Annotated in this window: 15 protein-coding genes; 9 read left to right on the forward strand and 6 right to left on the reverse strand. The window is 72.6% G+C overall.

What is annotated here, in order from left to right; all coding sequences use genetic code 11:
* The first annotated feature begins 13 nt into the window (after positions 1 to 13).
* Genes KZ829_RS11660 through KZ829_RS11675 form a run of 4 tightly spaced genes read left to right on the forward strand, consistent with a single transcriptional unit; the run spans position 14 to position 7086 of the window.
* A complete protein-coding gene (locus tag KZ829_RS11660; RefSeq protein WP_220143864.1) occupies positions 14 to 1240 on the forward strand; it encodes an aminotransferase class V-fold PLP-dependent enzyme in 1227 nt (408 codons plus the stop codon).
* 54 nt (positions 1241 to 1294) lie between these two features.
* On the forward strand, positions 1295 to 3586 hold the full coding sequence (locus KZ829_RS11665) for a putative bifunctional diguanylate cyclase/phosphodiesterase (RefSeq protein WP_308285438.1): 2292 nt from the start codon (positions 1295 to 1297) through the stop codon (positions 3584 to 3586).
* A gap of 33 nt (positions 3587 to 3619) precedes the next feature.
* Complete coding sequence (locus KZ829_RS11670; protein ID WP_308285449.1) at positions 3620 to 5830, forward strand: glycoside hydrolase domain-containing protein; 2211 nt, start codon at positions 3620 to 3622, stop codon at positions 5828 to 5830.
* Complete coding sequence (locus tag KZ829_RS11675; RefSeq protein ID WP_220143866.1) at positions 5827 to 7086, forward strand: glycosyltransferase; 1260 nt, start codon at positions 5827 to 5829, stop codon at positions 7084 to 7086. Before KZ829_RS11670 ends, KZ829_RS11675 begins: the two co-directional genes overlap by 4 nt.
* Positions 7087 to 7140: 54 nt before the next feature.
* Here KZ829_RS11675 and KZ829_RS11680 read toward each other — a convergent pair whose 3' ends face one another.
* Together KZ829_RS11680 and KZ829_RS11685 are read right to left on the reverse strand one after the other, a co-directional pair.
* Positions 7141 to 7623 carry an SRPBCC family protein gene (locus KZ829_RS11680; RefSeq protein WP_220143867.1) on the reverse strand — a complete coding sequence of 161 codons (483 nt, stop codon included), beginning with the start codon at positions 7621 to 7623 and terminating at the stop codon, positions 7141 to 7143.
* On the reverse strand, positions 7620 to 7988 hold the full coding sequence (locus KZ829_RS11685; protein WP_220143868.1) for an ArsR/SmtB family transcription factor: 369 nt from the start codon (positions 7986 to 7988) through the stop codon (positions 7620 to 7622). The genes KZ829_RS11680 and KZ829_RS11685 overlap by 4 nt, the downstream gene beginning before the upstream one ends.
* Before the next feature lie 284 nt (positions 7989 to 8272).
* Here KZ829_RS11685 and KZ829_RS11690 point away from each other — a divergent pair, with 284 nt between their 5' ends.
* Positions 8273 to 8509 (forward strand): hypothetical protein, encoded by a 237-nt coding sequence (locus KZ829_RS11690; protein WP_204297075.1) that lies wholly within the window; start codon positions 8273 to 8275, stop codon positions 8507 to 8509.
* A gap of 308 nt (positions 8510 to 8817) precedes the next feature.
* Here KZ829_RS11690 and KZ829_RS11695 read toward each other — a convergent pair whose 3' ends face one another.
* Entirely contained in the window at positions 8818 to 10041 is a 1224-nt protein-coding gene (locus KZ829_RS11695) for a glutamate-cysteine ligase family protein (protein WP_246635450.1), read from the reverse strand.
* A gap of 410 nt (positions 10042 to 10451) precedes the next feature.
* Between KZ829_RS11695 and KZ829_RS11700 the strand changes: the two genes are divergently transcribed.
* A complete protein-coding gene (locus KZ829_RS11700; protein ID WP_220143869.1) occupies positions 10452 to 11015 on the forward strand; it encodes a hypothetical protein in 564 nt (187 codons plus the stop codon).
* A gap of 234 nt (positions 11016 to 11249) precedes the next feature.
* The gene (locus KZ829_RS11705) at positions 11250 to 12083 is read left to right on the forward strand and encodes an ATP-grasp domain-containing protein (RefSeq protein ID WP_246635451.1); all 834 of its coding nucleotides are present in this window, start codon (positions 11250 to 11252) and stop codon (positions 12081 to 12083) included.
* Between the two features lie 134 nt (positions 12084 to 12217).
* Here KZ829_RS11705 and KZ829_RS11710 read toward each other — a convergent pair whose 3' ends face one another.
* Positions 12218 to 12676, reverse strand: a complete 459-nt coding sequence (locus KZ829_RS11710) for a PH domain-containing protein (RefSeq protein ID WP_220143871.1) — start codon at positions 12674 to 12676, stop codon at positions 12218 to 12220.
* Positions 12677 to 12732: 56 nt separating this feature from the next.
* On the opposite strand from KZ829_RS11710, the gene KZ829_RS11715 reads away from it, so the two are divergent.
* Together KZ829_RS11715 and KZ829_RS11720 are read left to right on the forward strand one after the other, a co-directional pair.
* The gene (locus tag KZ829_RS11715) at positions 12733 to 13368 is read left to right on the forward strand and encodes a spermine/spermidine synthase domain-containing protein (protein ID WP_220143872.1); all 636 of its coding nucleotides are present in this window, start codon (positions 12733 to 12735) and stop codon (positions 13366 to 13368) included.
* Positions 13365 to 14309, forward strand: a complete 945-nt coding sequence (locus KZ829_RS11720; RefSeq protein WP_372453856.1) for a DUF2332 family protein — start codon at positions 13365 to 13367, stop codon at positions 14307 to 14309. Before KZ829_RS11715 ends, KZ829_RS11720 begins: the two co-directional genes overlap by 4 nt.
* On the opposite strand, the gene KZ829_RS11725 is transcribed toward KZ829_RS11720, so the two are convergent.
* Positions 14284 to 15540: an MFS transporter gene (locus tag KZ829_RS11725; RefSeq protein ID WP_220143874.1), complete on the reverse strand. Its 1257-nt coding sequence runs from the start codon at positions 15538 to 15540 to the stop codon at positions 14284 to 14286. The genes KZ829_RS11720 and KZ829_RS11725 overlap by 26 nt on opposite strands.
* 140 nt (positions 15541 to 15680) lie before the next feature.
* Positions 15681 to 15971: a hypothetical protein gene (locus KZ829_RS11730; RefSeq protein WP_220143875.1), complete on the reverse strand. Its 291-nt coding sequence runs from the start codon at positions 15969 to 15971 to the stop codon at positions 15681 to 15683.
* Between the last annotated feature and the right edge of the window lie 77 nt (positions 15972 to 16048).

Here is a 16048-nt window from a genome sequence, read left to right on the forward strand (position 1 = left end):
TGGAGGCGCGGTCATGCCATCTCTCGACATCCTCGGCGACGATCTCAAGGTAGCCCTTCCCTCCGGTGAGCTGGTTCGCTTCGCCCACCTCGACTACGCGGCGTCGGCGCCGTGCGTGCGGGCCGCGGCCGACGCGGTCCAGGACCTCCTGCCGCGCTACGGCTCGGTGCACCGGGGCACCGGGGTCCGCTCCCGCGGCTCCACGTTGGCGTACGAGCTGGCCCGCGACGTGGTCGCCGAGTTCGTGGGCGCCCGCCCCGGCGATGCGGTGATCTTCACCCGGAACACCACCGACGCGCTCAACCTGCTGGCCCGCGCGCTGCCGCCGGGCACCACCACGATCCAGTTCGAGGGCGAGCACCACGCCAACCTGCTGCCCTGGCCGAACCCGCTGCGCCTGCCGCTGCCGGCGTCGGCCGGGGACGCCGTCACCGCGCTACGGCAGGCGTGCGAGCGCCTGGCCGGGCCGGCCGTGCTGACCGTCACCGGCGCGAGCAACGTCACCGGCGAGGTGTGGCCGGTCCGCGAACTCGCCGAGGTGGCCCGCGCGCACGGCGTACGGGTGATCGTCGACGCCGCCCAGCTGGCCCCGCACGCCCCCACCCGCCTCGACGACCTGGGCGCCGACTACCTGGCGTTCTCCGGCCACAAGCTGTACGCCCCGTTCGGCGCCGGGGTGCTGGCCGGCCGTGCGGACTGGCTGGACGCGGCGGAGCCGTACCTCGCCGGTGGCGGCGCGAGCGCCGTGGTGGGCGACCGTCCCGGCGACCTGACCTGGGCCACCGGCCCGGCCCGGCACGAGGGCGGCACCCCGAACCTGCCCGGCGCGGTGGCGCTGGCCGCGGTCTGCGAGGCGCTGGAAGCCGCCGACCGGGCCGCCCTGCACGCCCACGAGCAGGAGCTGCTGGCCGGGTTGCGCGACGGTCTCGCCGACCTGCCGGGAGCCACCGAGGTCAGCGTCTTCGGGCCGGCCCACCCCCGGGTCGGGATCGTCTCGCTGGCCCTGGACGCCTCCGATCCGGCGGCCGTGGCCCGGCGGCTGGACGCCGAGCACGGCATCGGCGTACGGGCCGGGCAGTTCTGCGCCCACCCGCTGGTCCGCCGGCTCACCCGCGACGGCCGGGCCGGAAGCTGCGGGGACGGCCCGCCCGGACTGCTGCGGATCAGCTTCGGCCTGGGCAGCACCACCGAGGACACCGACCGGCTGCTCGCCGGGCTCCGCGAGGTCCTCGGCACCTGATTCGCAACCGGCGAGGTGCTTCGGCGCGGGCATCGAAGGCCGATCATGCCTCTCGTGGCGACGTGGATGACGCGGCTCCGCGACCGGCTCCCGACCGGTGGCGGCCTGCGTGAGGAGGACTGGGCGGGCCGGCACCGGCTCCTGACGGTGCTGCTCGCCGTCTGCATGGTGCTGCTGACGGTGTTCGGCGTGTTCCGCGCCGAACACCCGACCGACCTGCTGATCATCGACGGGCTGCTGCTGCCCTGCCTGGTCGGCGCGGTACGCCTGGGTAACCGGCGGGCCCGGTCGATCGTGGTGGCGCTCGGCTTCGCGACAGCGTCGGCCGGGTTCGTGGCCCTCTGCCACGGCCTCACCGAGGCACACTTCTCGTTCTTCATCGCGGTGGCGGCGCTCGCCCTCTACCGGGACTGGGCGCCGTTCGGTGTCTTCCTGGCCGCCACCGTCCTGCACCACGCCGGCTTCGGCGTGACCGAGGCCGGCCACACCTTCGGCCACCACCAGGCGCAGATACACCCGCTGGTGTGGGCGCTGCTGCACGGTGTCGCGGTGCTCGCCGCCGCCGGGTTCCACGTGATCGCCTGGCGGCTGACCGAGACCGAGGAGCAGCGCGCCCAGGACAACCTGGACGAGAGCCAGGCCCAGCTCGGTGTCGCCTTCGACGAGACGCCGGTGCCGATGGCCATGTTCGGCGCGGACGGGCGGGTTCTGCGAATCAACCCGGCGTACCGGGACTGGCTGCGCCTGCCCGGCCGGCTGCCGGACGGGTTCCGCGTCGCCGACCTGCCGCTCGTCCCGGTCGACGAGAGCGAGACGAGCCTGATGCGGCTGGCCACCGAGTCCCGCCAGCCGACGAACGTGACCCGGCAGTACCGGCGTACCGACGACGGCTCGCTGATCTGGGTGCAGACCCACGCCACCGGCCTGCGCGACCGCAACGGCCGGCTGCGGCTGATCCTGGCACACTGCATCGACGTGACCGCGACCCGCGACCACGAGGCCGAGCTGCGCTACCAGGTGCGGCACGACTCGCTCACCGGCCTGCTGTCCCGCCAGGCGTTCGAGCACGACCTGGTGCTGCTGCTGGAGAGCAGCGCCGAACCGGTCAGTGTCATCTACCTGGACGTCGACCGGTTCAAGTCGATCAACGACGGGGCCGGTCACGGCACCGGCGACGACGTGCTGCGGGCCCTGGCCACACGCCTCGCCCAGGTCGTCCCGGACGGCGCCCTGCTCGCCCGGCTCGCCGGCGACGAGTTCATCGCGGCGCTGCCCGGCCCGTCCGGCACCGGCCTGCGGGTCGGCAACGGCATCCTCGCGTCGCTCGCCGGGCCGCTCGCCGTCGGCGGCTCCGAGCTGCCCGTGTCGGTGAGCATCGGCATCACCACGGCTTTCAGCGGGATGCCCGCCGAGGAGGTCGTGCTCGCCGCGGACACGGCCATGTACGCGGCCAAGCGCGCCGGCGGCAACCGGCTCCAGGTGTTCACCGAGAACCTGCGGGTGCCCGTGCGGGAGCGGATCGCCGCGGAGGGCCGGCTGCGCCGTGCGCTGTCCGGCGAACTCCGGGTCACCCTGCCGCTGTGGTTCCAGCCGGTGGTCACCACCGCCACCGGGCGGATCGCCGGCGCCGAGGCCCTGGTCCGGATGCGCACCCCGGACGGGGAGATCCTCACCCCGTACCACTTCGTCGGCGCCGCCGAGGAGACCGGCCTGATCGTGCCGCTCGGCGAGTACGTGCTGCGCTCCGCCGTCGACCACCTGCTGCACTGGTCGGACCGGCTCGGCTACGTGTCGGTCAACGTCAGCCCGCGGCAGCTCGCCGAGCCGGACTTCGTGCCGATGGTGGCCGGGGTGCTGGCCGGCGTCCCCGGGCTGGACCCGTCCCGGATCGTCCTGGAGATCACCGAGACCGCGCTGCTGTCCTCGACGGTCGACGTCAGCGAGCGGCTCGCCTCGCTCAAGCGCCTCGGCGTTCGCATCGCCCTGGACGACTTCGGCACCGGCTACAGCTCGCTGACCTGGCTCAAGTCGCTGCCCGCCGACATCGTCAAGCTGGACCGCTCGTTCGTGGCCGGCCTGGCCGACGACCCGCGCAAGGCGTCGATCATCCAGGCGGTGCTGTGGCTGGCCCGCTCGCTGGGCATGTCCACGATCGCCGAGGGCGTCGAGGAACCGTCCGACTGGGAGGCGCTCAAGGCCGCCGGCTGCCCGGCCGTGCAGGGCTACCTGTTCAGCAGGCCGCTGCCCGGCCCGGAGTTCGACCGGATGCTCCGCGAGTCCCACGAAAGGGCCACCTCGGACGGAGTTCACTTGAACGAAACCACCGGGACGGTTCTGGCCGGTTAGAGTCCGGCCATCCTGGACAACGTTGATCCCTTCATCGGCACCGCGGCCACCGATCTGCCCCGCGCACACGGTCTCGCCGCTACCTGGTGGTGGCCGAAACCTCAGGTGGGCAACACCCACCCGGGCGCCACCTCCCCCTTCGGCATGGTCTCCGCCTGTGCCTACTCGGGGGCCTACCCGACCGGCTACGGCCGGTACGCCAAGAACACCGAGGGCGTGCCGGAGGACATGTTCGGCCGGATGCAGGCGTCCGGCTTCACCCACTTCCAGCAGTCCGGCACCGGCGCCATCCGCAAGTACTACAACTACGTGCGGGTCACCCCGATGGTGCAGCCGCTCGACGACCTGGGCCAGTCCTGGGCGCTGGAGGAGGAGCGGGCCGAGGCCGGCTACTACGCCGCCAACCTCGAGACCGGCATCCGCTCCGAGATCACCGTCGGCGAGAAGGTGGCGGTGCACCGCTACACCTTCCCCGACCACCACAGCGCCCGGCTCGTCATCGACCTGTCCTGCGGCGGCCTCGCCATCGACCTCGGCCGGACCGTGCCGTTGCGCGCCCAGATCGAGAGCACGGGCCACGGCCGGGCGCAGGGCACCGTGGTCATGGAGGGCGTGCCGCTGTCGGTGTACGCCGAGGTGGACAGTCCCGGCTGGCGGCAGATGCTCTGGTACGACCGGCGGCTCATCCCCGGCGGCACCCGGCTCGACTTCGACAGCATCCGGCACACCACGCTGCGCCCGTTCGGCATGCTCTTCATGGGCGCCGCCCGGGCCGGGCAGACCATCGAGGTCCGGCTGGGCTTCTCGCTGCGCGGCTGCGACCAGGCCCGGCGCAACCTGGAACGCGAGTGCGGCGTGGGGCAGAGCGCCTTCGAGACGGTCCGCGCCCGGACCAGTTCCCGCTGGCGCGACCACCTGGGCCGGGTGCGGGTCGAGGGCGGCACCGACGCGCGCCGCACGGTGATGGCGACCGCCCTCTACCACTCGCTGATCAAGCCGTGCATCGCCGAGGACGAGAGCCCGAACTGGCCCGACCCCGGCCCGTACGCGTTCGACGTCTGCACCATGTGGGACATCTACAAGACGCAGATCCCGCTGCTGTCGGCGATCGTCCCGGACCGGGCCGGCGACGTGCTGGAGTCGCTGATCCGGGTGTGCGAGGAGGAGGGCAACTTCCCGATCGGCTACCGGATGGCCCGCGGCGCCGACCGGTTCTTCCGGCAGGCCAGCGCGCTCGCGCACACCGCGCTGGCCGACGTGCACGCGCTGCGGCGGCCGGGCATCGACTGGAGCTGGGCGCTCGTGCACATGGTCGACGACCTGCGCCGGCTCTACGGTGAGGACTTCTGGGAGCACGGCGTGGTGCACCCGATCACGCACACCCTCGATCTCGCGTACGCCCATCACTGCACCGCGCAGGTGGCCCGCGCCCTGAACGACCACCGCCTGGCCGACGACCTGGAGCGGCGCAGCCGCGACTGGATCAACGCCTTCGACCCGGCCACCGGCCTGCTGCGCGACTCGGAGTTCTACGAGGGCGGCAAGTGGAACTACTCGTTCCGGCTGCTGCACGACATGGCCGGGCGGATCCGGATGGCCGGCGGCGACACCGCGTTCACCGCGATGCTGGACCGGTTCTTCGGCTACGGCGCCGAGCCGGTCAAGCAGCCCGGCCGCTGCCCGGATCCGATCGAGATGACCGCCGGGTACGCGCTCAACCGTTTCGAGGGCCTGAACAACGAGCCGGACATGGAAGTGCCCTGGGCCTATCACTACGCGGGCCGCCCGGACCGCACCGCCGAGATCGTCGACGCGGCGCTGACGTGGCAGTTCGGCACCGGACCGGGCGGGCTTCCCGGCAACGACGACTCCGGCGGCCTGAGCTCCTGGTACGTCTGGGCGTCACTGGGCCTGTTCCCGGTGGCCGGGCAGAACCTGTTCCTGGTCAGCGCGCCCGCCTTCGCCCGTGCCTCGCTCCAGGTCGAGGGCGGCGAGTTCGTCATCGAGACCAGCGGACATCGAGAATCACCGATCGGTGTCGACGGCATCGACCGCGACCCGTCACCCCAGTACGTTCAGTCCGCGACCCTCAACGGGAGGCCCCTGCACGCCACCCACCTGAACGCGGCCGACGTCCATCACGGCGGACGGCTGCATCTGCGGCTCGGGCCCGAGCCCTCCACCTGGGGGCAACGGATCCGGCCGCCTTCCCTCTCCGATCCGCACCCTAAGGAACGCCGATGAGCCGACCGACCCGCCGCCTCGTGATCGCGGTCCGAGCCGATCCGGTCATCTGTGGACACTCCGGTGAGGCCCGCAACCTCGCCGAAGTGGCCCTCACCCGTGGTTTCGACGACGTCCGGCTGCTCACCTGGCCGATCCCCGCCCTGCAATCGGCCGGGCTGCCGCTCAAGCCGCTCGACCGGTTGCTGCCGTACAGCCCCGGCATCACCGTGGAACGGCCCGAGGCGGTGGGCGACTACCGGGTCCCGGACGGCCGCCACCTGGCCGGGCTCACCGGCCGCCTGGTCGAGCTGCTCGCCGAGCCGGTGCCCACCGTCTGCCTGTCGATGTACCTCGTGCCGCACACCCAGGTGATCAACGACGCGGTCACCGCGGCCCGGGCCGCCGGATTCGCCTCCGACGTGCACACCATCGCCAAGGCGGTCGGCTCCGACGTCACCAACGTCATCCGCTCCTGCCTGCGCGAGGGCCGGTTCGGGGCGGCCACCGTGCTGCTCACCACCTTCCTGGCCAGCGACCAGGTGGTGGCCGTCTCCGAGTACACCCGCGACGAGATCATCGCCGCGGCCGAGGAGGTGGACGCGCACTGCGGCACCGCCTTCGCCGGGCAGTGCCGGGACCGGGTCACCGTCAGCTACCCGCCGATCGACGCGGCCGCCTTCGTGGACCCCGATCCGGCCGCCGTCGACGCCGCCCTGGCCCGCCGCGGCCTGGCACGCGGGAGGTACATCCTGTTCCTCTCCCGGGTGGCCCGCGCCAAGGGCATCTACGACCTGGTCATCGCGTACGGCCAGATGCGCTGCCGGGACGACGTGCCACTCGTCGTCGCGGGCACCGGGCCGGCCCTCGAACACGTGCGGGCGATGGCCAAGGAGGACGACCGGATCATCTTCCTCACCGATGTGGACGACGACGAGAAGCCGCTGCTCATGGCCGGGTGCGCGGCGTACGCGCTGCCCACCAAGCCGGAGCCCGACTTCGTCGAGACCTTCGGCATCGCGCTCGCCGAGAAGGCCCTCGCCGGCGGCGGGCCGATCATCACGACCACGACCGGGGGAGTGGGCGAGGCGGTCGGCGACACCGCGGTCATCGTCGAGGCGGGCGACATCGGCGGGCTCGCCGAGGCGGTCGACCGGGTGGTGCTCGAGATGTCCGCCGAACAGCGCCGGGACCTGGAGGTGCGCGCGCGGGCGCACGCCATGACCTTCGACCGCGGCGCCGTCTTCGACCAGCTCTTCCAGATCAAGACCGAATGACGACGGTACGGGGGACGAGCGCGCGCTCGTCCCCCGTACCCCTCGGATCTTGATCTAGATCTTGTGCTCCGCGGCCAGTCGGTCGAGTTTGGCGTAACCCTCGTTGACGCCGACCTCCATGCCGCTCCGCAACCAGGCGTCCCGGCCCTCGAAGCTGTCCACCAGCGACTGCGCGTGCAGGCGGGTCCGCCCGTCGCCGAGGTCCTCGAACCACAGCGTCTCCAGCGCCACGCCCTCCGGCTGGCCCTCGAAGGTGAAGGTCTGCACGATCCGCTCCGGTCCCACCTCGTGGAACGTGCCGCGGAACGCGTACTCCTCGTCGCCGCGCCTGGCCACATACCTCCAACTGCCGCCGGTCCGTGCGTCCCAGTAGTCGACGGTGTTGGTCAGCGAGTCCGGGCCGCTCCACTGCACGAAGATCTCCGGATCGGTGTGCGCCCTGAGCAGCTGCGCCGGGGTGGCCGCGAAGTCCCGGGTGAGCCGGATGATCGGCAGCTTCGGGTCGGCCTCGATGGTGGTCTCCACGATCTTGTTCATTGCTGTCCTTCTCCCTCTCGCTCCGGCTTCTCGTCCTTCTCGTCCGTGTGCATCGCCTCAAGAACCGCGTCGAGCCGGCTGAACCGTCGCTCGGCGCGGCTGCGGTAGCGCTCGATCCAGTCGTTCATCCGGTCGAACACCTCCGTCTCCAGGTGCACCGCGCGGGGCTGCGGCCCGGGCGGCCGGGTGACCAGCCCCGCCTCCTCCAGCACGCGCAGGTGTTTGTAGACCGCCTGCAACGACATCCGGTACGGCTCGGCGAGCTGGTTGACCGTCGCGTCCCCGTCGGCCAGCCGGGCCACCATGTCCCGCCTGGTGGGATCGGCGAGTGCCGCGAACACCCGGGACAGTGAATCCGCCGACATCGTCCCTCGTTTCAACTCTCCGGTTGAAACTCAAGTTAGGCCGGTTCTCCGGGATTGTCAACTCGATGGTTGAAAGTGCACGTCAGATCGATTTAGCGGCGAGGTGCTAAACCGAGCTGTCGTCCCCCGGAAAACATCCTGTAAACACATTCTCGACAATCGGTTACTGATCTGTGCCCATTCACGGGCTTCCGGGGCCTAGGATCGATCTCACTCACCCCCCATGCCGTTCACCGGCTCTGGCCGAGCACGCCCGGGGACCATCCGACGGGGAGGAGCGTTCCGTGCACGACGAGATGATGACCCTGATCGACGACTGCATCGCCCGGATGACACTGCTGCGCGACCAGCTGGCCGCCTCCCGCCGCGTCCAGCCCGGCGAACGCCACACCACGGTGCTGGACGCCATCGCCGTGGCGGAGCGCTTCGCCACCGAGGCCACCCGGACGGTGAGCCCGCCGTCGGTCACCCTGTCCCCACCCGCCGCCGGCCCGGTGGTCCGCTACTCCACCGCCGGCTAGCCCTCCGTCCCACTGATCCCGTGGGGCCACGGCCCTCGCGCGACGACCGTCCCCGGCGGCCCGTCACCGCTTCACCGCGCTCCGGAACAGCCGCGTGGCCGTCGGATAGCCCCCGATCCTGTCCGGCTGGTCGTGGGGGCTGTCTCGAGCGCTCAGTGCCAGCCGGGCAAGATCGACCACGGCGCGCGGCCACTTCGCCCCGCGCCTGCCGAGCCCGGCTCCGGGCGCTCCCAGGCTTGCCGGTCCCGCGGAGGTCGATGCGCCGGCCGGCGTGGTTGCGCGGGAATCCGTGGCCGCCCGGCGGCGGGTCAGGGACGGGCGGTCGCCTGGTCCAGGACGTCGTCGGCGGGACAGCGGCCCCGGTAGACGTACCTCTCGGTGAAATCGGCGACCGCGTCGCGCAGTTCCCGCGAGACGCCCTGCCGGGCCAGGCCCGCGTAAGCGGCCAGGAAGCAGTCCCGTGCGGCGGCCGCCAGCACCGGATCGGTGAGCGCGTCCCGGGCCGCGCGTTCCCACAGCGCGGGCTCGCCAGCCAGATGCCCGGTCGCGTCGGCGGCCTCCGTGGCGGCCCGTGGATCGTCCAGCAGGATCGACGTCACCGCCGCCACGACCCGCCAGCCGTCGCCCGGCTGGTGGTCGGCCACGTCGAGTTCGAGATGGCCGCGCGCGGCCACCGGCGGCCGCAGCCCGGCCAGGTGCCGCTCCAGGTCGGCGATGGTGATGCGGCCCAGTTCGCGGAGCGTCTGCCGCGGCGAGCTGCCTCCGCTTCCGCTCGCCCCCATCGCGTACGCCGTCCAAGCGGCCCGCGGATCCCCACCTCCAGCGTGGACCGGGAGGGTGCGGCGCGCCGCCTGGCGTACGCTGCGCCAGCCGGTCGGCCGACCATGCCGCAACGGCGAGTTCGCGAAAGCGGCCGCCAGCACCGGAGCGAGCGTGTGCGCCAGCGCCCAGCGGCGCGGCAGCCCGAGCGGCCCACCCCCGTCCAGTCCCGCCTCGAGCCCCACCCGGATCCCGGCGGTCGCCGACCACGCCGCCTGCTCGCCACCGTCCGACCGCACGCCGGCCGAGGACTGTCCCGACGTGCTGAGCCGATGGTCCGTGCCGGTCGTGGTCTGTCCGGGCGCGTTGAGCCGATGGTCTGTGCCGGTCGTGGTCTGTCCGGGCGCGTTGAGCCGATGGTCCGTGCTGGTCGTGGTCTGCCCCGGCACGTTGAGCCAGCGTTGCTCCGTGCCGGTCGGGGCCTGCCCGGACACGCTGAGTCGATGCTGCTCCGCGATTCGCGCCGAGGCGGCCAGGTCGTCGCTCATCCGCCGGAGCGCCATCTCGATCCCGGGCGACGGTGGTCCGCTGACGGTCATCACCCGCGGTGACCGGATGTCCAGGAACCCGTGCCGCAGCGACCGCCGTCCGATCGGGGCGCACCCCGGCTCCACCGGTAGGTCGACGGTGATCCCCACGAACCCGGGCAGCCCCGGTGCGAACGCCCGCGCCGCCACGAACTCCTCGGCCGCCCGCTCACTCAGGCTCCCCATACCGGCCCCGCCTCCCCCGTCCCAGGAGCGGCGAGCATAGCATTCCTATCTGCCAACTAGGAATATTGCCATCGCGCGTTCCCGGCTCCCACCACGACGATCATTCTCGCCTTCACCTGCCGCATCGAGCGTCTGGCATTGTTTGGCTCCCGCATCGAGTCATCCGCTCGCCGTCTTGCCGCCCATCTTCGGCGGGGCCACTCATGCGGAGGTCTGTGGGCCGGGGCAGCGTGGACCCTGGCGCCCGGCTGTCAGGTGGAAGTCGTGAGCGGAACGCCGGCCGTCCATCTTCGGGATGGGTTCCTAGGATGCCTTAGGGGAGGTGGCGGGGAGCCCTTAGCGGGGAATCGGGGGCGAGGCAGGGAAAGCACCGGTGCCGGGCCGATACGGTGCGGCCATACGGTCGGGCCATGCCATCGAACAGCGTCACCGTTCGCTTCGCCGCCCTGGACGCGCCGGCTCTCATGCTGGTCTACGGGCTGCTCCGCCTGATCGACGGCCTGGACGGCGCCCGCGACCCGGCTGACCTCGCCTGGGTCGCCGGGCACCTGGCGTTCTTCGCCGCGATGGTGCTGTTCGCTGTGCTCGCCGTCGGCCTGCGCAGGATTGCCCCGCCGGGCGCCGGACCGGTCGCCACGGTGGCCACCGCCATGACCCTGTCCGGTGTGGCCGGCTTTCTCTGGGTGATCGCCGGGGACCTGTCACCCGCTCTCCGGGCGGCCGCCCCGCTGCCCGAACCGCTCCAGGTCGCCGGCCCGCTGTTGTTCGCTCTCGGCATGCTCACCCTGCTCGGTCTGATGGTCGCCGCCCGGCGGGCCCCGGCGTGGAGCCCACTGATGTTCGGCGCCGGCATCGTGGCGCTCACTCTGGACGTCGACAACCTTCCACTGGCCGCCCTGATCCTGCTCGCCGCGCTCGCGCCCCTGGCCCGCCCGGATCGCCGCCGTGCCGGCCTGACCCGCCGCTACGTCTGAGATCCCGCCCCGTTCGGAGACGTCACCCGCGACCCCGTTCGGGTGTCCTGGTTCCCGGGGGAAGCGCCCGGGAACCAGGAAGATCCCGTCGGCCTGGTGCGGCCTGGCCTGCGCCGTGCCGCCCGGCTGGGCTTGAGCTGCTCGGTTGGGCTTGAGCTGCCCGCCTGGGCTCGCGCTGCTCGGTTGGCCCAGCGGTCGTCGGCTGGCTGGGCGGTGAGCGATCATCGTGGCGTGATGCTGTTGCTGCCAGCTGATGTCCTGCGCCCGCGCCGCCCCGATGAGCACTTCGCCGGGGAGGCGCGGGCCGCCCGGGAGGCCGGGATCGAGGTCGCCCTGATCGACCATGACGCGCGGAGCGGCTGGGACGCCGCGGTGGCGCGCGTTCCGGCGAGCACCGCCGCCGTCTATCGGGGATGGATGCTCGACAGTGGACGGTACGCGGCGATGGCGGGGGCGCTGGCCGACCGTGGGGTGACGCTGCGGACCGGGGCCGCTTCGTACCGGCGGGCACACGAGTTGCCCGGCTGGTACGCGGCGGCCGCGGGCGGCACCCCCGAGTCGGCGTGGACCGATGGCGACGACCGGGAGGACTTCCGGCGGGCGTGCGCCGCGCTGGGTGACGGGCCCGCGGTGCTGCGGGACTACACCAAGTCGATGAAGCACCACTGGGACGAGGCGGCGTTCCTGCCGGACGTCGCGGACGGGCCGGCGGCGTGGCGGGTCGCGAGCCGGTTCCGGGAGTTGCGCGGCGACGATTTCGCCGGTGGCTTCGTGGTGCGCCGGTTCGAGTCGTTCACCGGCGCGGAGGTACGCACGTGGTGGGTGGATGGCTCGTGCCGGCTGGTCACGGCCCACCCGGACACCCCGGAGGCGCCGCCGCCCGCGGATGTCGAGATCGGTGTGGCGGAGTCCGCCGTACGATCGCTGGGTTTGCCGTTCGTGACGGCCGACCTGGTCAGGCGCGCTGACGGGCGGTGGCGGATCGTCGAGATCGGTGACGGCCAGGTGAGCGACCGTCCGTCCGGCACACCGTCGGAGGAGTTGATCGGGGCACTGTTCGGGGCCTGATTTCTGTCGTACCCCCTCGCTGGGTTCGTGCCGTGGTGAACCGGCTCCTCGCGATGGCCGGTCCGCTGCGGCTTCGCTCACGCCCGGTGGGCGGCGAGGTCGTCGGTTGCCCACAGCGGCGCGGGTGGGCGTACCTATGAAGGGGGTTTGAGGAGGTTGTCGCGTTTGGTGGCGTATTCGTCGTCGGTGAGCAGGCCGGCGGCGTGGAGTTCGGTGAGGTGGTGGAGCAGGGCCGTGTTGTCGGGGGTGCCGGTGCGGCACCGCTGGATGAGGTCGGCCAGGTAGGGCGCGGTCGGGCGGTCGGTGCCGAAGGAGACGGTGTGGCCGCCGGTCTCGATGTCGATCCGGGAGCGGAGGAGGCCGCGGTGGGCGGTGACCGAGGTGACGGCGGTGAGGGGGATCCGTTCACGGCCTGCGCCGGCGCGCATCAGGGTGCCGGTGCTGGCGAGTTCGAGCCGGTCGGGGTAGACGAGGAGGTAGAGGTCGGCGCCGCCGTCGCGGCTGTGGGCGACGGCGAGGGCGCCGCTGGTGTCGACGCTGTTGCGCTGCGCCTTGGCCAGGGCCCGGGTGCAGTGATCCGGGACGGGGTTCACGACAGACCACCGTAGTTCATCGACCAGCATCCATCGGTTGCGTAGGCTTGCCGCCCATGGACGAACGGGTCTTCACCGAGCGTGGTGAGCTGGTCCTGCGTCGCCGGGCCGGGCATTTCGAGCTGATCAGCAACGGTGTCTTCCTGATGGACACCCGGTCGGGTGAGTCGGAGCGGGTCCTGGTGCGGGCCGCCCTGGCCGTCGCGCCGCCCGGCCCGCGGCTGCTGATCGGCGGCCTCGGGGTGGGGTTCTCGCTGGCGGAGGCGGTCCACACGGACGCCGCGGAGATCGTCGTCGTGGAGATCGAACCGGCCGTGGTGCGGTGGCATCACGGGGTGCTCCGGCAGTTCAGCGAGGGGGCGCTCGACGATCCCCGGGTGCGGGTGGTGACCGCCGATCTGGCGGCCTGGTTCACCGGGACCAGCGACCGGTTCGACGTGATCTGCCTGGACGTCGACAACGGCCCCGGCTGGACCGTTTTCGATCACAACACGGGGCTGTACCGGGCGGCTGGGCTGGCGATGCTGCGCGACCATCTGCGGCCGGGCGGGGTGCTGGCGGTGTGGAGCGCGTCGGCCGAGCCGGGCTTCGAGGCCACCCTGACCCGGACGATCGGGCCGGTCCGCACGGTTCGGGTGCCGGTCGAGCGCGGTGAGCCGGATGTCGTCTACGTGGCATCATGCGCGGGGTGACGACCGCGCTGATCTACGGTGAGTTCGCCGCCCGTGAGGCCGCGGGCGAGTCCCCGGCGTACGAGAACCTCGCCGTCGCCGTCTCCCGCGACGCCCACCTGATCGGCCTGCTGGACACGTTGCCGCCGGCGAAACGGCAGCCGAACCTGCTGTTCGCGGCCGGCCGGTTCCTGGGCGCGCCGGTCACCGACCCGCCGGCGTTCCTGGAGTTCGCGGCGGCCAACTGGGAGCGGATCGCGCGCGAGATCCGCCGCCGGGCGACGCAGACCAACGAGCCGGCCCGGTGCGCGCTGCTGCTGCCGTTGCTCGCGGCGCTGCCGCAACCCCTCGCGTTGCTCGAGGTGGGCGCGTCGGCGGGCCTCAATCTCTTCCCCGACCGGTACGCGTACCGCTACGGCGATCACGTCCTCGGCGACGGCGGTCCGCTCCTTGACTGCGCCTTGACCGGAATCGATCCGCCGAGCAGGCTACCCGAGGTGGTCTGGCGGGCCGGTCTCGACCTGAATCCCCTCGACGTCACCGACCCGGCCGACACGGCCTGGCTCCAGGCGCTGACCTGGCCGGAGCGGGACGACCGCCGCGAGCGTCAGCGTGCCGCCGCCCGCGTCGCCGCCGCCGATCCGCCGCTGCTGGTCCGTGGTGACCTGGTCGACGACCTGCCGGCGCTGGCCGCGGAGGCGCCGGCCGGCGCCACCCTGATCGTCTTCCACACGTCGGTCCTCTACCAGGTTCCGGCCGATCAGCGCCGGGCCTTCACCGATCTGGTACGGACGATGCGCGCCCACTGGATCGCGGTGGAGAACCCGACCGTTCTCGATCACGCCAGCCTGCCGAACCCACCGGACGAGCGCCTGCACAACGTGCTCGCGCTGGACGGCCGCCCGCTGGCGTGGGCCCGCCCGCACGGCGAGGCCCTCACCTGGTTCGGTGACCGCCCATAGACCCGGGCTCGGGCGTGCACGTGAGCCGGCGACCCGGGCCGCCGTGCCGCCAGGGGAGCAGGACGACACTGGCCGCGACGGCGAGGCCGCAGATCGCCAGGGCGGTCCGTACGTCGGTGAGCGCGGCCAGCAGCCCACCCAGCGCGATGCCGACCGGCTGGCAGATCCGCGACGAGACCGACCACGCCGAGATCACCCGGGCCATGTAGCGGTCCTCGGTCTGCTCCATCCGGTACGCCGCGAACGCCGGATTGAACACCCCCGTCGCGAACAGGGCGAACGTCTCCACCACGATCATCAGCAGCAGCCCGGGAAGCCCGGCCGGCATGAACGCCAGCAGGCACAGCCACACCGCTCGCCAGACACCCGACCACAGCAGGACCCGGCGCCGGCCGAACCGGCGGGTCAGCGGCGCCAGCGCCAGGGCGCCCAGGATGCCGCCCAGGCAGGGGATGCCCCAGCCGATGCCGTACTGCCAGGCCGGGAAGTCCAGTTCGTCGAGCATCAGGACGGCCAGCAGCGGTGAGGCGGCCATCATGCCGGACCCGAACAGTTGCGCGTTGAGGAACAGGGCCCGCAGGTCACGGTGGACGAACACGTACCGCCAGCCGGCCCCGATCTCCGCCCACCGGCCGGTGCCCGGCTCACGCCGTGGTGGCTTCGGCTCCGGGCCGCGCAGACTGCGGACACCGGCCGCGGACAGCAGGAAACTCACCGCGTCGACGGTCACCGTCCAGCCGACGCCCACCCACGAGGTCAGCGCCCCGCCGATCGGTGGGCCGGCGCTGTACGCGGTCCAGAACGTGGCCTCCATCCGGCCCGTCGCGGTGGCCCGGTCACCCGGCGCCACCAGCGCTTTCAGGTGGGCGCCGCTGGCTGCCGCGAAGACGATCGCGGCGGCCGCCTGGATCGCCGCCACCAGGCCGAGCTGCCCGTAACCGAGCACGCCGAACCAGAGCGCCACCGGCACGCTGAACAGGGCGAGCGCGCGGGCCAGGTCGGCGCCGACCATGACCGGCCGCTTCCTGCGGAACTCCACCCACGGGCCGGCCGGCACCGCCACCGCGGCGGCCGCCAGCCCGGACATCGTGGCCAGCAGCGACACCTGCCAGGCCGGGACCTCCAATACCAGGATCGCGACCAGCGGAAGCGCGCCGAAGCCGATCCCGGTGCCGATCTCGCTGGCCGCGTACGCCGCCCACAGGCGCCGAAAGTCCGAGCCGAGAGCCACCGGCGCACCCTACCGGTGGCCCGCCGCTTCGGTCGGGCCCCACCGGTAGGTGACTGGTCACACGACGATCGGGACACGCGATCACCCCCGAGCCGGGCCGCGCGACGCCGGCGAATCGGCCGGTAGCCGTACGACCCCCACTACGGCCGGGCGGGATCGCCCGGTTCGGTGTGCAGCAGCCCGCCGATGAGGGCGATCCCGTCCGGAACGGGCCGCAGCACCAGGGCGGTGTTCTCCTCCGGGCGCGCGATCCCGGGATCCTGCCGGCCGCACAGCCGCAGGAAGCGCTCCACCGTGACCACGAACGACCCGCCGTCCACGGTGAGCCGAAGCGTGTCGCCGCGCCGGATCGCCCCGCCCCGCACCCGCCCGGTCACCGTCACCCCGCCGGGCGGGTCCGGCCAGGCGTCCTCGATCCGCATCTCTCCCACCGGCCGAATCTAGCCATGCCCTCCCAGCCGGGGTGAGAAGCCACCTTGCGGAAGGCTCGGCCGGGTGTGATCGCGCA

The organism is Actinoplanes hulinensis (assembly GCF_019429605.1).
GTDB lineage: Bacteria > Actinomycetota > Actinomycetes > Mycobacteriales > Micromonosporaceae > Actinoplanes > Actinoplanes campanulatus.

Bases quoted from the DNA above. Each gene is read 5' to 3' on its own strand.
- KZ829_RS11660 (WP_220143864.1), top strand. From the start codon at position 14: ATGCCATCTCTCGACATCCTCGGCGACGATCTCAAGGTAGCCCTTCCC.
- KZ829_RS11675 (WP_220143866.1), top strand. From the start codon at position 5,827: ATGAGCCGACCGACCCGCCGCCTCGTGATCGCGGTCCGAGCCGATCCG.
- KZ829_RS11680 (WP_220143867.1), bottom strand. From the start codon at position 7,623: ATGAACAAGATCGTGGAGACCACCATCGAGGCCGACCCGAAGCTGCCG.
- KZ829_RS11685 (WP_220143868.1), bottom strand. From the start codon at position 7,988: ATGTCGGCGGATTCACTGTCCCGGGTGTTCGCGGCACTCGCCGATCCC.
- KZ829_RS11695 (WP_246635450.1), bottom strand. From the start codon at position 10,041: ATGGGGAGCCTGAGTGAGCGGGCGGCCGAGGAGTTCGTGGCGGCGCGG.
- KZ829_RS11700 (WP_220143869.1), top strand. From the start codon at position 10,452: ATGCCATCGAACAGCGTCACCGTTCGCTTCGCCGCCCTGGACGCGCCG.
- KZ829_RS11705 (WP_246635451.1), top strand. From the start codon at position 11,250: ATGCTGTTGCTGCCAGCTGATGTCCTGCGCCCGCGCCGCCCCGATGAG.
- KZ829_RS11715 (WP_220143872.1), top strand. From the start codon at position 12,733: ATGGACGAACGGGTCTTCACCGAGCGTGGTGAGCTGGTCCTGCGTCGC.